Genomic DNA, 16,891 nt, shown 5'->3' on the forward strand with positions numbered 1-16,891 from the left:
AAAAACTATAAAAAAAGAATAACAATGAAACAGAATATAATGAATTTAGCTTTCTTCAGGAATAAAACGAATGTACTTGCAGCAGCTGCTTTACTTTCAGTGACTACTATTTCTGCCCAGACATTCTCAGATTTCAACTACCGTGGAAACGATAAAATATACAATGATAACCCTCTTCAACCGGGCGAGTTTTATTCCCCGATTCTTCAAGGCTGTTACCCCGATCCCAGTATTACCAGAAAGGGAGAAGATTATTACCTAGTAAACTCTTCATTTTCAATGTTTCCGGGAGTTCCTATTTTTACGTCTAAAGATCTTGTAAACTGGAAACAGGTAGGGCACGTTCTGGACAGACCTTCCCAGCTTAAAGTTGAAAAATCAGGAGTTTCCCATGGAATTTATGCCCCGGACATTAAATACAATAAGCACAACGATACTTTTTATATGATCACTACTCAATTTGCAGGTGGTATCGGAAATATGGTCGTAAAAACAAAAGATCCGGCAAAAGGTTGGAGCGAAGTTCAGAAACTCAATTTTGAAGGTATTGATCCCGCTATTTTCTTTGATGATGACGGGAAAGCGTATATCGTTCATAATGATGCTCCACCACAAGGTACCGAGCAGTACAACGGCCACCGTGTTATTAAGATGTGGGACTATGATCTCGAAAAAGACCAGGTAGTTGCGGGTTCGGATAAAATTATTGTAAACGGCGGTGTGGATCTTTCCCAAAAGCCCATCTGGATCGAAGGTCCCCATATTTACAAAAAGAACGGTAAATACTATCTGATGTGTGCAGAAGGAGGAACCGGTGGCAATCACAGTGAAGTTATTTTTATGTCAGATTCTCCCAAAGGACCTTACGTTCCGGCTGGAAACAACCCGATTCTGACACAGCGCTATTTCCCGAAAGACAGAAAAGAAAAAGTAGACTGGGCCGGCCATGCAGATCTGGTAGAAACACCGGATGGCCAATATTACGGAGTATTTCTGGCGATACGCCCGAATGAGAAGAACAGAGTCAACAAAGGCCGTGAAACATTCATCCTTCCGGTTGACTGGAGCGGAAAATACCCGGTTTTCCAAAATGGACTGGTTCCAATGAAACCAAAACTGAAATTACCAGCTGGAGTTCAGAATCAAAACGGACAAAACGGATTTTTTCCCAACGGAAACTTTACCTATAAGGACAAATTAATCGATAAAAATCTTGATTTCCGATGGATTGCGATGCGCGGACCTCGTGAAAGCTTTATTACCGTTACCAAAAACGGATTGAAAGTCAATACTTTTACCACCAATATCAAGGCATTAGCTCCGGTTTCGGCACTGTTCCACAGATTGCAGCATGAATCTTTTGAAACTTCGGTAACCTTGGATTTTAAACCTAAATCAGAAAAAGAGCTGGCAGGAATTACCTGTTATCAAAGCGAAACATTCAATTATGTTTTCGGAATCACGAAAAAAGATAAGGATTTCTACATCGTATTGGAAAGAACAGAAAAAGGACAATCAAAACTGATCGCCAGCGAAAAGATTTCATTATCCAAAACGATTAAGCTGCAGGTGGTAGCCGATAAGGATGAACATAGTTTTAATTATTCGCTGGATGGTAAGAACTATAAAAACCTTGGGGGACCGGTTTCAGGAGATATACTTTCTACGGATGTTGCGGGTGGTTTCACAGGAAGCCTTATTGGGTTGTACAGTACTTCTTCCAATGATATTATACCGAATTAAGTTAGCATTAGCCATGTCACACTGAGCTTGTCGAAGTGTTTCCTTTTAAAATTGAAAAAAGTAAAACCAAACATCACAGTACATTTTGAAAATCAAAAAATCTTATATAGTTTCTTTATTAGGATTTATCGGGCTGAATCTTCTTTCAGCCCAGGTAAATCCTTCCGGAAAACAAAGTACAGCATTTACCAATCCCATCATTTGGGCAGATGCACCGGATTTATCCATTACCAGAAACGGAAACGATTTTTACCTGATCAGTACCACCATGCATCTGATGCCGGGAGCTCCGGTGATGCATTCCAGGGATCTGGTTCATTGGGAAATGTCAGGATATGTTTTTGATACTTTGAATGACAACCCGAAATATGATTTATTGAACGGAACCGTTTACGGCAGAGGCCAATGGGCTTCTTCAATCCGCTATCATAAAGGAAAATACTACGTTTTATTCTCTCCGAATGATGAACCTTTCAAATCTTATTTCTATGTGACGGATGATCCCGAAAAAGGAAAATGGAAACTGATCACAAGAACACGGCATTTTCACGATGCTTCACTGTTTTTTGATGACGATGACAGAATATATGTTTTCACCTCCAACAAAGTTTTTGAATTGAGCCCCGATTTTAAAGAGGTGATCGGAAATCCGGATGGAACTGAAGTGTTTCAGAAAGATGCTTCGGAAACCGGACTTCTGGAAGGCAACCAGATCATCAAAAGAAACGGAAAATATTATATGATGATGATATCCTGGCCCAAAAACGGAAAACGCCGTCAGGTCGTCTACAGAGCAGATAAAGTGACGGGTCATTATGAGAAAAAAGTAATCCTGGAAGACAATTTTTTAGGATTTTCCTACGCAGGTCAGGGCGCTTTGATTGATGATAAAAACGGAAACTGGTATTCTCTTATTTTTCAGGACAGAAATGGAGTGGGACGTGTTCCGCTGCTGCTTCCCGTACAATGGGAAAATGACTGGCCGGTACTGGGGGATAACGGAAAAGTTCCTTTGAAAGGAGAAGTTCCTCTTCAGCCATTCAAAGTCAAAAATCATCTCGTGGAAAGCGATGAATTCTCTGATAAAAAAATGAAAATTCAATGGCAATGGAATCATAATCCAGTGAATGAAGCATGGTCTTTGTCCGAAAGAAAAGGCTTTCTGAGGCTGAAAACCAGCAGAATGGTAGATAATCTGTACGCTGCACCCAATACTTTGACCCAGAGAATGGAAGGCCCGACTTCTTCAGCAGTTGTTGCAATGGATCTTAAAGGAATGAAAGATGGAGATGTTGCAGGTTTCAGTGCTTTCAACGGGGATTCCGGGATTTTGTCAATAGTAAAGGAAGGTAAAGAAAAATTCATTGTTTTTTCAACCAATGAAGTAAGTCTGGATAGTAAAACCAAAGCGATTACAGGAGTTAAAAAAGAAGAGAAAAAACGGATTCCTCTCAATTCGGATAAGGTTTTCCTCCGTATTGATGCCGATTTTAACCTCGGGAAAGATCTTGCAGACTTTTATTACAGTGCGGATCAGAAGAACTGGATGAAAATGGCAAAAGACTATAAAATGATCTTTGATTACCGGAGATTTTTTATGGGATCAAAATTCGCAGTTTTTAATTATGCCACTAAAAATACCGGAGGATTTATAGATGTGGATTTTTTCAGAGTCAATAAAGCCGAGAATGAAAAATAACAAAATTAGCAGAGAAAAGTCTGCTGTAAACAAATAAATAAAATAAGTATTCAGATGTTTAAACTTTATTAACCACAAAAGGCACAAAAGCTTCATTTTAAAACACTTTAGTTCACCTAAGTAAGTTTAAAATGATTCCGAAGAGAAGTTCACATAGATGAAAATCAAAGATTTTCACAAAACTTAAGTGTACTTATTATGCGTAAGATTTGGCTCAAAAAAACTTAAGTGTTTAAAACTTTTGTGCCTTTTGTGGTTAAAAATAATTAAACAGTATTGCTATTTTTTTATCTAAAATAATAAGTGTTAAAACTACAAATAAAAAATCATGAATAAATCAGTTGTATTAGCATTAGGTTTCGTGCTGTCAGGAGTTTTTATTTCTGCACAGGCTTTTGAGAAAAAAGTACCCCAGGATTTCGATATAGAAAAAAAGGAAATTCCACACGGAAAAATAGATACAATACAATATTCTTCGGCAACGGTTGGAACTACACGTAAAGCTTTGGTATATACGCCTCCCGGATATAAAAAAGGCACTCAATATCCTGTTTTGTATCTGCTACACGGTATTGGCGGAGATGAAAAAGAGTGGTTTAAAAACGGAACTCCGCAAATTATTTTAGATAATCTGTATGCCAAAGGAAAACTTTCTCCCATGATCGTTGTACTTCCTAATGGCCGGGCGATGAAGGACGATAGGGCTACTGGAGACATAATGGCAAGGGATAAAGTAGAAGCTTTTGCAACCTTTGAAAAAGACCTGCTGAATGATTTGATTCCCTTTGTAGAAAAAAAATATCCGGTTAAAAAAAACAGAACTGACAGAGCTATTGCCGGACTTTCCATGGGAGGCGGGCAGACCCTGAATTTCGGACTGGGAAATATCGACAAGTTTGCATGGGTGGGAGCTTTTTCCGCAGCTCCAAATACCAAAGAACCTCAACTTCTTCTTCCGGATCCATCCAAGGCTAAAGAACTAAAACTTCTCTGGATTTCATGCGGAGACCAGGACAGACTAATGCCATTCAGCAAAAGGACGAGTGACTATCTTACAGACAATAAAATTCCCCATATTTTTTATGTAGAACCGGGTGGCCACGATTTCAAAGTCTGGAAAAATGATCTGTACCTGTTCTCACAGTTGCTTTTCAAACCTGTAAAGCAGGAAGAAGTTAATCTTATTCTGAAGTCACAATAAATACAGGATTGAAGTTTTAAATCCAAATTTCTATGAATATCCGAACAATATCTATAAGTTTCATTGCGCTGACAGGTTTATTTTCGATAGGATCTGCCCAAAATCCAATTATTCAGACCAATTACACTGCAGATCCAGCGCCAATGGTGTACAATGACAGGCTGTATGTGTATACCACACACGATGAAGACGATTCTACCTGGTTTACCATGAACGACTGGAAAGTATATTCCACCAATGATATGGTGAACTGGACCGACCATGGGACAATTCTTTCGTATAAAGAATTCGATTGGGCAAAACGCGATGCCTGGGCTGCACAATGTGTAGAAAGAAACGGAAAGTTTTTTATCTATGTTCCAATGTGGTCCAAAACCAGTAACAAAGGGGCTATTGGTGTTGCTGTTGGGGACAGTCCGTTTGGCCCTTTCCATGATCCATTGGGAAAACCTCTCGTTCAGAGCGAATGGGGAGATATTGATCCCACGGTTTTTGTGGATGATGACGGACAGGCTCATATGTACTGGGGAAATCCTAAGCTTAAATACGTAAAGCTGAATGAAGATATGATTTCCTATTCCGGGAATATTGTAGAAGTCCCGATGACCGAAGAATCATTTGGCAAAAGGGACGGAAAACCCAACCTGGAGAGACCTTCAAAATATGAGGAAGGACCGTGGCTGTACAAAAGAAAAAATCTGTATTATCTTTTCTGGCCGGGTGGTCCGCTACCTGAATTCATAGGATATTCTACAGGTAAAACAGCACAGGGACCCTGGAAATATGGAGGAATTGTGATGCCTACGGAAGGGAAGTCATTCACCAATCATCCCGGTGTTATTGATTTCCGCGGGAAAACCTATTTCTTTTATCACAATGGCGCATTGCCGGGCGGAAGCGGTTTTACAAGATCGGTAAGCCTGGAAGAGCTTACATTCAATAAAGACGGCTCCATTTCACCATTTAAAATGACTAACGGAATTACAAAAGCTATCGCAACCGTTAATCCTTATTCATTCAATCAGGCAGAAATGATTGCCTGGTCGGAAAATGTAAAATCCTATCAGAATAAAGAGGCTGGTGTTTTCATCAAAGCAAAGAAAAATGGTGCTTATACCAGTGTAAAGAATGTGGATTTCCGAACAAAAGGAGCCGCAGCTTTTTCTGCAAGAGTAGGAACTACACATAACAGTGAGGTAACAATGAGCGTTCATCTGGATGCTGTGAACGGACCGGTTGCTGCAACGGTAAAGGTTCCGCTGACGGGTGGAGATGACCGCTGGGAAACCGTAAAAGCTCAGTTTGCTGAAAAAATCACAGGTGTTCATGATCTGTATTTTGTATTCAATGGCAAAGCCTCAACAGATATTATGTATTTCGATTACTGGACCTTTCTTGAAAATAATTAATTATGAGAAAAAAAGTTTTATATATTGTATTCAGCTTGTTTCTGATCAGCAAAAGCTTTGCGCAGGTAGCAGAAATTTCAAGTCCTGACGGACAACTGAAGCTTCATGTTTTTTCAGAAGACGGAAAAGCCTTATATGATCTTATCCTTCAGGGAAAAACAATGCTTGAAAAATCCCCCTTGGGTTTAGTAACCAACGAGTCTGATTTTTCAAAGAACCTGAAATTTACCGACAGCCAAAAAGATATCGTTTCCAAGAAATATACGAACCAAAGGATCAAAAAGTCTGAGGTTCATTATAATGCCAATACTTTAACCGTTAATTTCACCAATGCAGACCAGCATCAGATCAGCATCGAATTTCAGGTGAGTAACAACAATATTGCTTTCCGGTACAATATTCCACCGATGAAAGAACGGCTGAGTGTGGTGGTACAGTCAGAAAATACAGGATACAGATTTCCATCACCGACGACTACTTTTCTTTCACCTATGATGAAGCCAATGACAGGTTTTGCACGCACGGCACCAAGTTATGAAAGTGGCTATAAAGCCGATGCTGAACTGGGATTGCCATCCGATTACGGTTATGTTTTCCCGGGTCTTTTCCATATTGGAAATGAGGGTTGGATATTGCTTTCCGAGACAGGAGTAAATAGTACATATTGTGCTTCACACCTTGAAACCACAGCAGAAAAAAGCCTTTACAAAGTCGCTTATCCGAACATTGCTGAGAACAACGGTTTCGGAAGTACCGGAGCAGCCATTTCACTTCCCGGGAAAACACCGTGGAGAACAATTACAGTGGGTAGTTCTTTGAAACCCATTGTAGAAACTACCATTCCTTTTGATGTCGTAGATCCGATGTATGAGCCATCACAGGAGTATCAGTTCGGGAAATCTACCTGGAGCTGGATTCTGTGGCAGGACAAAAGCATGAACTATGATGATCAGATGAAATTCATAGACCTTGCTGCTGCACTGAAATATCAGTTTATTCTTATGGATGCGCTTTGGGATAAAAACATAGGCAAAGACCGCATGAGAGAGCTTATTCAATATGCAAAATCGAAAAATGTCGGGGTATTGCTTTGGTACAACTCCAACGGAGCAGCTAATGACGCACCGATGGGACCTAGAAATAAAATGAGCTCATCCGTTGAGCGTAAAAAAGAAATGAAATGGCTGAAAGATGTTGGTGTAAAAGGCCTCAAAGTGGATTTCTTCGGAGGGGACAAACAGGAAACCATGCGTCTTTACGAAGACATTCTCTCCGACGCCAATGATTTTGGATTAACCATTATTTTTCACGGAGCCACTCTACCGAGAGGTTGGGAAGTAATGTACCCGAATTATGCAGGAAGCGAAGCCGTTCTTGCCTCAGAAATGCTCTATTTCTCAGAAGATGTACGCAGGCAGGAAGCTTTTTTTGCCACGCTTCATCCTTTTATCAGAAATACGGTGGGAAGTATGGAATTCGGAGGAACTTTCCTCAATACATATTTAACGGAGTCCAACAGAGACAAAAATAAAAGACATACCACGGATAGCTTTCAGCTGGCTACAGCAGTCCTGTTTCAGAATCCCGTTCAGATGTTTGGTATCATGCCGAACAATCTTACCGATGCACCGAAGTTTCAGCTGGATTTTATGAAAGAAATACCGACACTTTGGGATGAAACCATTTTCATAGACGGTTATCCCGGAAAATATGCTGTGGTTGCGAGAAGACATCAGAATCAATGGTATGTAGCAGGCGTAAATGCTGAAAAACAACCTCAAAAGCTGAAAATAAAACTTCCAATGTTTGCTGGAAAAACTGCAAAACTGATCTATGATGATGCAAAAGGAAACTCATCAGAGAAAGAAGTAAAGGTAAATGCCAGGGGAGATTTTAGTATTGAAATGCAGTCGCAGGGAGGTTTTGTACTGAAAAATTAAAGAAGTAAACCTTACAGGTTTTTAAAACCTGTAAGGTTTGAATTGAGTAAAAAGACTACAAAGCTTTTGAAATTAAAAAAAACTGATTATGAATCATCTAAAAATATTTTTTCTCACTGTATTATTTGGGTTTTGTATACAAATTCATGCAGCAGAACCGTTCATCACCACTGAGAAAACCTCCGGAAGTATCGCTTTAAAAGAAAAAACATTCCATCTTTCGATTTTTACTAATTCCGGGATAGATCATGGAATTATGAGAGCTGTGAAAAATCTGCAGACCGATTTTGAGAAAGTGACAGGAGAGCAGCCTGTGATTCTTAACCGTATATCAGGATTGCAGTCACCTTTACTCATTATCGGAACGGTAGGGACAAAATCGGTCATTGATGATTTAATAAGACAAAAAAAGCTGGATGGAAAAGCATTGGCAGGGAAAAGGGAAAAATATATCATTCAGAATGTCAGCAATCCTTTTCCTGGCGTTTCTGAGGCCATCGTGATTGCAGGAAGCGATAAAAGAGGAACCATTTATGGGATCTATGAAATGTCTCAGCAGATAGGTATTTCTCCCTGGTATTACTGGGCAGATGTTCCGGTTGAGAAAAAAGATAATGTATACTTTAAAAAGGGAATCTATACCGATGGTGAGCCTGCGGTAGAGTATCGCGGTATTTTCCTTAACGATGAAGAACCTTCGTTGGGAGGATGGGCAAGAGCTACATTTGGCGGAGTAAACAGTAAGTTCTACGAAAAAGTTTTTGAACTGATCCTGCGCCTTAAAGGAAATTATATCTGGCCGGCAATGTGGGGAAAAGCATTCTATGACGATGATCCTCTGAGCGGGCCATTAGCAAATGAAATGGGAATTGTTATGGGAACTTCCCACCATGAACCTATGGCTTTGGCACAAACCGACTGGCACAGGTATATCAAAAAAAATAACCTCCCGAATGTCTGGGATTACGCTAAAAATGCGGATGTTTTACAGAAATTCTGGAAATCCGGACTCGAAAGAAGTAAAAACTGGGAAAAGCTCGTTACAGTGGGAATGCGTGGTGACGGCGACGAAGCAATGGGAGAAGGAACCAATATTTCCTTGCTGGAGAAAATTGTAAAAGACCAGCGTAAAATCATTGCAGATGTTACCGGAAAGAAAGCAGAGAAAATACCTCAGGTCTGGGCATTGTATAAAGAAGTTCAGGACTATTATGATAAAGGAATGCGGGTTCCGGATGACGTGATCCTGCTGTTCTGTGATGATAACTGGGGAAATGTAAGAAAGCTTCCGGATCTTTCAAAACCTTTGCATAAAGGAGGCTATGGAATCTATTACCACTTTGATTATGTAGGCGGACCGAGAAACTCCAAATGGATCAACATAAGTCCTATTCAGAGAGTCTGGGAACAGATGAATCTTTCTTACGAACATAAAGTAGATAAGCTTTGGGTAGTGAATGTAGGGGATTTAAAACCTATGGAATTTCCGATCAGTTTTTTCCTGGAAATGGCCTGGAATCCAAAACAGTTTAACGCTAAAAACCTTCTGGAATATACTGAGAAATGGACTGCTCAGCAGTTTGGTGAAAAACACGCCAAAGAAATTGCCAGGATGATTAATCTATATGCCAAATACAACAGGAGAGTTACGCCTGAAACCCTTGACAGCAAAACGTACAGCCTTGAAAATTATCATGAATTTGAGACGGTTTTAAATGATTACAGAGCATTGGCCGTAGAAGCTTTACGGTTAAAAGAGCAGATTCCGGCAGAATATCAGGATGCGTATTATCAGTTGGTTTTGTATCCTATCGATGCATGCAGCAATTTGTACGAAATGTACTACGCTGTAGCAAAAAACAGGGAACTGGCAGCGAAAAAAGATCCGGAAGCCAATTTCTATGCAGATAAAGTGAAGACATGTTTTGAAAGAAACGCTTATCTGGACAATCAATACAATAATGTGATTGCCGGAGGAAAATGGAAGCATATGATGGATCAGATGAGAATAGGATATAAAAGCTGGGCAGACGGAAAAGAAAATATAATGCCAGAAGTGACCTATATTTCTGACGATGAGGTTCCCAAAGAAAAGATATTTCAGGAGAAAAATGGTTATGTTTCCATTGAAGCAGAAAATTTTGCAAGAATGAGTAATTCTGACCGGATCCATTGGGAAGTGATTCCTGATTTCGGAAAAACAAAATCGGGGGTGACAACCTTTCCGCAGAATGCCTATCCAAAAGCTGATGAAAATATCTGGCTTGAATATGATATAAACTTTGAATCAAAAGGTGAGTTTGAAGTCCAGTTATTATTAGCTCCGACTTTAAATTTTAATCATAATAAAGGATTGCGTTATGAGATTTCTTTTGACAACGAAACTCCGCAGATTGTCAACTTCAATGGCCATTACAAAGGAGAATTGGGAAGATGGCAGTCTGAACATATCATTAAATCCGCTACAAAACATTCGGTTCAGCAGACAGGAAAACATACTTTACGTTTCAGAGTGCTGGAACCAGGAATTGTCCTTGAAAAACTCCTGATCAACACCGGAGGTTTAAAACCCTCTTATCTGGGCGCTCCCGAAAGCGAAATACTTCACTGAATGCTCCAATACTCATCACAAACAACACTTTAATTATGAAACACTAACCTTTATTCACATCCAATCTGAAATACAGTTCCCTGACAGAGAATGAAGAGAAAAAACAGCGGATGATTTTGTAAACAGCTTTATTTAACAGATCGCTGCCTGATCTATTTCAGGATATTTCCTGACGGTTTTTAAAAATGAACTGTCTTGATGGGGACTCTATTGCCCTTACTCTAATTATTTGCAATCAAAATCACGACTATCTAAAACTAAACCATTATGAAAAAACTTTTAAATCTTGTCAGTATTCATTCTATATTGTTTTTCAGTTGTCTGCTGCATGGACAGCTTACCACTGTAAAAATTGATAAGAACACATCTTATCAGAAAATAAAAGGATTCGGGGGATTTGTATGCAGTCCTCAGTTTGCGTATAACCATATGTCTACCTCAGAAATTCAGACACTTTGGGGCACTTCCAGTGAAGGTGGATATAACATTATGAGATTGTATATTCCCGAGAACAGCAGCAACTGGAGTTCCGTACTTGCCACAGCACAGCTCGCCAAATCTATGGGGCTTACCATTTTCGCCTCACCATGGACAATGCCCGCAGCCTGGAAAACCAATAACCATGTAAATGCAGTCTATACCGATGCCAACGGAGTACAGCAGATCGGATATTTAAAGCCGGAAAATTATCAGGACTATGCCCTTTATCTTAACAGCTTTGTGACCTATCTCCAGAACAATGGAGTAGAGCTTGATTATATTTCAATCCAGAATGAGCCGGATGAAATGGCCCAGTATCAGGGATGTATATGGACTCCTGCACAGATTACCAATTTTATCAAAAATTACGGGCAACTCATCAACTGTAAAGTAATTGCTCCAGAAAGTGTCGGATTTACGGATAATTTTGCCAGTGCTTTGCTGGATCCTACGGCAATGGCTAATTTTGAAGTGTATGGCGGTCATCAATATGGGCTTATGCAGTCTACCTACAAACAATTCCAGAATTACAACAAAGAAATCTGGCAGACAGAATATCTGATCAACTGGAACTCTTCATCTACCCAGCCAGCCCGTGATTTCAGCTGGAATACAGATGCTTTTACTTTCGCTGGTAGTGTCAACAATGCATTATTGGGCAATGTCAATGCCTGGATTCATTATTCTGCCAAACGTTATTATGGCTTAATGGGTGACGGAACTTACGGAACTCCTGCAGGTGTAATGACCAAAAGAGGCTATATTCTTTCACATTATGCCAAATACACAACAGGAAAGACGAGAATAGAGGCAAAATGGGATGACAAAACCGGAGTTTTACAAGGCTCTTCCTATATTTCCCAGGATGGCAATCAGGTCGTTCTTATGGTCATCAATCCTTCTCAGAATACATATAGTTTGAAAGTTGACCTGCCTTTTTATACAACTTCAGGAACAAAAATCCTGACCAATACACAATCCAATATGGTCAACACACCTATTTCTTTGAGTACGGCAACATTCCGGCCTACTGCTGATATCAGCCCTTCCAGTGTCATGACATTTGTTTTTAATAAAAGTGGTGACAGGCCTGCTTCTCTGATGACAGGTGGTGATATTCATTATAATAAAATTGAGACCCAAACGGCTACCAGTACATCTTTTGGGACAGGATTCAATATCAGTAATACAACGGTGACATTCTCCAATCCAAGCCCTCTTATCAGCAATAATATGACTACGGCTAACGGATATCTTCAGCTTAATGACAGGTACAATAAACTGATCCTGCATGTAAACAGCTATACAACGGCGGGACAAAGCTATTCGGACAATACTACTTTATACTATATCAATAACCTGGGCATAACCAAATCATATAATTACGGCAAAATTAATTTTCCTCAGGGAGGAAATTTCGATATCACATTCGATATTTCAAGACAGGTTCTTACAGACGGCTGCAAAGGAATTTTAGGACTGAGAAATTCCAATTACAGCTCTGTACTTACGCTTAATCTGGGTGATGTTTATTTCAATGTGGGTAATGAAATTGCTTCCAAATTTGGAGGAACCTATTCCGCAAGCGACAGCTATCTGATGGATGCCCTGGAAAACGGCTATTACACTTCTGTAGACTTCAGAAATGCAGCAGGAGTTACTTCCTCTAATAACTGGCAGCCTATGAGTGCTAACACTAACAGCATCTATTATGTGAATTCAAACGTAACTTCATCTGCCAATAATGTGATTTCAGGGACAGCTTGTTCAAATCTTGTCCTTTCCGGTCAGGGTATGGATTTTCAGGTGCCGTTTAATTTCACAGCCAATACGGCCTCTTACAGTCGTACATTTAATGGTTATGATGTGCTGATCCTGCCATTCCAGGCCAATATACCATCTGGAGTTACTGCTTATTTGATGTCTCCGAATGCCAATAATATCAACTGTATCGCAGTTTCAAACGGAATTATTCCCGCAAATACTCCGGTAATCATTAATGCGACAGGAAATATAACTTTCAACGGTTCAGGAAACGTTTCGACACCCAAAGCAATTACTGTCAATCAGATGAACGGAGTTTATCAGAGCATTAAAGTTCCTGCCAATGCTTATGTGCTGAAAACAGAAAACGGAGTAACAGGCTTCTATAAAGTAACTGCCGGAAGTGAGCCTGCAATAGGATCTTTCAAAGCATATCTTACAGAAGAAAATGCCTATTCTGCCAATGTTCTTCCTTTAAATTTCGGATCGTTAAGTGCCAGAAATATTCCTGGTGAGACTCAAAAAGAAAGTGTGAAAATATATCCAAATCCGGTAAAATCAGATCTTTTCATTGATTCTGATCTCTCAGAAGCTACGGCAACCATTTTTGATGGAAGAGGTGGTGTCATCAGATCCGGAGTAAAAATAAATTCAGGGAAAAACCATATTAATGTGGGAGATTTCCCCGCTGGTATTTACTTTATTGAGGTTACTCAAAAGAATAATACAGTGGTAAAACAAAAATTTGTCAAAGAATAAATTGAATTTAAGCCATCATAAACATTGCTTATGGTGGCTTATTTCCACAATTTCGTAGATGAAAACCAAAAATAACTGTGATTTATCATTAATTTAAGTGTATTATTTACATTTATTTAAAATAGAACATTATATTTGTTTTTTAGTGCATTGCTGCTCAATGATACGGGCAATTTGTATAAAATAAGAATGAAAACATAATTATCCATGAAGATATGTGAAATCAGTGGTGTGAAAATGATTAATCACAAAATCAACAGCCTTTTTCCGGACTTTACTGACCCCTAATTCTTATAAAGAAATATGCGCAGTCATCTGTGAAAATCTGTGAAATCTGTGGTTAGAAAATCATTAATTACAGAATCCACAAAGTTTTAGGACTTTACTGATCCCTAATTCTTAATAAGAAATACGCGCAGTCATCTGTGAAAATCCGTGAAATCTGTGGTTAGAAAATTATTAATCACAAAATCCACAGCCATTTTTCGGACTTTACTGATCCCTAATTCTTATAAAGAAATATGCGCAGTCATCTGTGAAAATCTGTGAAATCTGTGGTTAGAAAACCATTAATTACAGAATCCACAAATTCTTAGGACTTTATTGAAACCATATACCTATGAAAAGAATTGTAATAATCCTATGTGCAACCCTGGCAACCCCTTTATTTTTTGCCCAAAGCCATTATAAATACCCATTCAGAAATCCGGACCTTCCGGTTAATGAAAGAATAGAGAACCTTCTTTCTTTACTGACAACAGAAGAAAAGATAGGAATGATGATGGATAACTCCCAGGCAGTTCCCCGTCTGGAAATTCCTGCCTACGGATGGTGGAATGAAGCACTCCATGGGGTGGCAAGAGCAGGTACAGCCACTGTTTTTCCCCAAGCAATCGGGATGGCAGCCACGTGGGATGTTACGGAACATTTTAAAACGTTTGAAATGATTTCTGATGAAGCACGGGCAAAATACAACAGGTCTTTTGATGAAGCAAAAAAAACAGGGCGGTACGAAGGACTTACCTTCTGGACACCCAATATCAATATTTTCCGTGACCCAAGATGGGGAAGAGGTCAGGAAACCTATGGTGAAGACCCTTATCTTACCTCTGTTCTCGGCGTTGCAGCGGTAAAAGGTCTGCAGGGAAACGACCCTAAATATTTTAAAACTCATGCCTGCGCCAAACATTTTGCGGTACACAGCGGACCGGAATGGAACCGCCATTCTTACAATGCAGAAATCTCAAAAAGAGATCTGTATGAAACCTATCTTCCCGCTTTCAAAGCATTGGTTCAGGAAGGAAATGTAAGGGAAGTGATGTGCGCCTACAATGCCTTTGACGGGCAGCCATGTTGTGCAAACAATACTTTGCTTACTGAAATTCTCCGTGGAAAATGGAAGTATGACGGAATGGTGGTCTCAGACTGCTGGGCACTGGCCGATTTCTTTCAGAAAAAATACCATGGTACCCATCCTGATGAGAAAACAACCGCAGCAGATGCTTTGAAACATTCTACAGATCTGGAATGTGGAGATACCTATAACAATCTGAATAAATCTCTTGCAAGCGGGCTGATTACCGAAAATGATATCGATGCATCGATGCGCAGAATCCTGAAAGGTTGGTTTGAGCTGGGAATGCTTGATCCGAAATCTTCCGTTCACTGGAATACCATTCCATATTCTGTAGTAGATTCTGAAGAACATAAAAAGCAGGCACTGAAAATGGCACAAAAATCAATTGTGCTGATGAAAAATGAAAAGAATATTCTGCCTCTCAGCAGAAGTATTAAAAAAATTGCCGTTGTAGGTCCGAATGCTGATGACGGATTGATGCAGTTAGGAAACTATAACGGAACGCCTTCTTCCATTGTAACGATTTTAGACGGAATCAAATCCAAATTCCCGAATGCTGAAATCATCTACGAAAAGGGAAGTGAAGTTACAGATCCTTCTTCCAGAACGTCATTGTACCAGAATTTCATCAGTCAGAAAAACGGCGCGAAAGGAATGAAAGTAGAGTTCTTCAATAATAATGAATTCAAAGGGCAGCCGGCCAATACTTCCGTAAATTCCACCGCCATCAGCTATAACAGCTTTGGAGGAACTCAGTTGGCTCCCAATGTAGGAAGAGAAAATACCTCAGCTATCATTTCAGGGGTTTTCAAAAGCACTTATACAGGAGATGTTATATTTTCTGCTTCCACTTCTGATATCTATACACTTTTCGTGGACGGAAAAGAAATCGCCACAAGGAAAGGACCTGATGCAAGACATCCTTCGGAGTTTCCTGTAAAAATGGAAAAAGGAAAAGAATACCAGATAGAGCTGCGTCATACACAAAAAGGAAAATATGTAAGCATCAGCTTTGAAGTCTACAGAAAAGACCCTGTTAATTTTGCTTCGGTGAGAGAAAAGGTGAAAAGTGCAGATGTCATTGTCTTTGCAGGTGGACTTTCTCCAAGTCTGGAAGGTGAAGAGATGATGGTGAATGCAGAAGGCTTCAGAGGAGGTGATAAAACTTCCATTGCCCTCCCTAAAGTTCAGCGGGACCTGTTGGCAGAGCTTAGAAAAACCGGCAAACCTGTTGTTTTTGTTCTTTGTACCGGAAGTGCTCTGGGATTGGAGAAGGATGAAAAAAATTATGGTGCTTTACTAAATGCCTGGTATGGCGGGCAATCCGGAGGAACTGCTGTAGCAGATGTTTTGGCAGGGGATTATAACCCTTCCGGAAAATTGCCCATTACTTTTTATAAAAACCTTGAACAGCTGGACAATGCTCTTTCAAAGACAAGCAAACATGAAGGATTTGAAAATTATGATATGCAGGGGAGAACCTACCGTTATATGACGGAAAAACCTCTTTACGCATTCGGGCATGGACTGAGCTATTCCAAATTTGTTTACGGAGATTCAAAACTGAGCAAAAATACAATCAGTACCAACGAAAATGTGACGATCACAATTCCGGTAACCAATGTTTCAGAAAGGGATGGCGAAGAAGTGGTTCAGGTCTATATTAAAAGAAATAATGATATCCACGTGCCGTTAAAAACGTTAAGAGCTTTTGAAAGAACTTTGATTAAATCCAAAGAAACAAAAAATATTCAGCTCAACCTTTCCAAAGATTCATTTGCCTTTTATGATGAAAAAGCAGATGATTTGGTTTCAAAACCCGGTGACTATACCATTTTTTATGGGGGAACTTCTGATGACGCAGGGTTGAAAAGTATCCCGCTAACAGTAAAATAAAAATTGATTCAAAACAAATTGAGACATGCTTT

General features: G+C 39.6%; 8 protein-coding genes. All 8 read left to right on the plus strand.

The features are described from left to right. The first annotated feature begins 24 nt into the window (after positions 1-24). The 8 genes from FB551_RS05210 to FB551_RS05245 all read left to right on the plus strand — a co-directional run bounded on the left by FB551_RS05210 (position 25) and on the right by FB551_RS05245 (position 16,859). Entirely contained in the window at positions 25-1,743 is a 1,719-nt protein-coding gene (locus FB551_RS05210; RefSeq protein ID WP_142015691.1) for a glycoside hydrolase family 43 protein, read from the plus strand. 85 nt (positions 1,744-1,828) lie between these two features. Then, a complete protein-coding gene (locus FB551_RS05215; RefSeq protein ID WP_185150203.1) occupies positions 1,829-3,442 on the plus strand; it encodes a glycoside hydrolase family 43 protein in 1,614 nt (537 codons plus the stop codon). Positions 3,443-3,770: 328 nt separating this feature from the next. After that, on the plus strand, positions 3,771-4,643 hold the full coding sequence (locus tag FB551_RS05220; RefSeq protein WP_142015694.1) for an alpha/beta hydrolase: 873 nt from the start codon (positions 3,771-3,773) through the stop codon (positions 4,641-4,643). A 32-nt stretch (positions 4,644-4,675) separates the two neighbouring features. Then, a complete protein-coding gene (locus FB551_RS05225) occupies positions 4,676-6,052 on the plus strand; it encodes a glycoside hydrolase family 43 protein (protein ID WP_185150204.1) in 1,377 nt (458 codons plus the stop codon). 2 nt (positions 6,053-6,054) lie between these two features. Beyond that, positions 6,055-7,992, plus strand: coding sequence for a glycoside hydrolase family 97 protein (locus FB551_RS05230; RefSeq protein ID WP_142015698.1), 1,938 nt, complete (start codon positions 6,055-6,057; stop codon positions 7,990-7,992). An 88-nt stretch (positions 7,993-8,080) separates the two neighbouring features. Then, complete coding sequence (locus FB551_RS05235) at positions 8,081-10,603, plus strand: glycosyl hydrolase 115 family protein (RefSeq protein ID WP_142015701.1); 2,523 nt, start codon at positions 8,081-8,083, stop codon at positions 10,601-10,603. A gap of 267 nt (positions 10,604-10,870) precedes the next feature. Further along, positions 10,871-13,606, plus strand: coding sequence for a T9SS type A sorting domain-containing protein (locus tag FB551_RS05240; protein WP_142015703.1), 2,736 nt, complete (start codon positions 10,871-10,873; stop codon positions 13,604-13,606). Between the two features lie 619 nt (positions 13,607-14,225). Further along, a complete protein-coding gene (locus FB551_RS05245) occupies positions 14,226-16,859 on the plus strand; it encodes a glycoside hydrolase family 3 C-terminal domain-containing protein (RefSeq protein ID WP_142015706.1) in 2,634 nt (877 codons plus the stop codon). Positions 16,860-16,891: the final 32 nt, after the last annotated feature.

Origin of the sequence: Chryseobacterium aquifrigidense, assembly GCF_006716485.1 — a bacterium.
Classification (GTDB): Bacteria; Bacteroidota; Bacteroidia; order Flavobacteriales; family Weeksellaceae; genus Chryseobacterium; species Chryseobacterium vietnamense.

Excerpts from the sequence above, each read along its gene's own strand:
- FB551_RS05230 (WP_142015698.1), top strand. The coding sequence starts at position 6,055 with ATGAGAAAAAAAGTTTTATATATTGTATTCAGCTTGTTTCTGATCAGC.
- FB551_RS05220 (WP_142015694.1), top strand. The coding sequence starts at position 3,771 with ATGAATAAATCAGTTGTATTAGCATTAGGTTTCGTGCTGTCAGGAGTT.
- FB551_RS05235 (WP_142015701.1), top strand. The coding sequence starts at position 8,081 with ATGAATCATCTAAAAATATTTTTTCTCACTGTATTATTTGGGTTTTGT.
- FB551_RS05245 (WP_142015706.1), top strand. The coding sequence starts at position 14,226 with ATGAAAAGAATTGTAATAATCCTATGTGCAACCCTGGCAACCCCTTTA.
- FB551_RS05225 (WP_185150204.1), top strand. The coding sequence starts at position 4,676 with ATGAATATCCGAACAATATCTATAAGTTTCATTGCGCTGACAGGTTTA.
- FB551_RS05210 (WP_142015691.1), top strand. The coding sequence starts at position 25 with ATGAAACAGAATATAATGAATTTAGCTTTCTTCAGGAATAAAACGAAT.
- FB551_RS05240 (WP_142015703.1), top strand. The coding sequence starts at position 10,871 with ATGAAAAAACTTTTAAATCTTGTCAGTATTCATTCTATATTGTTTTTC.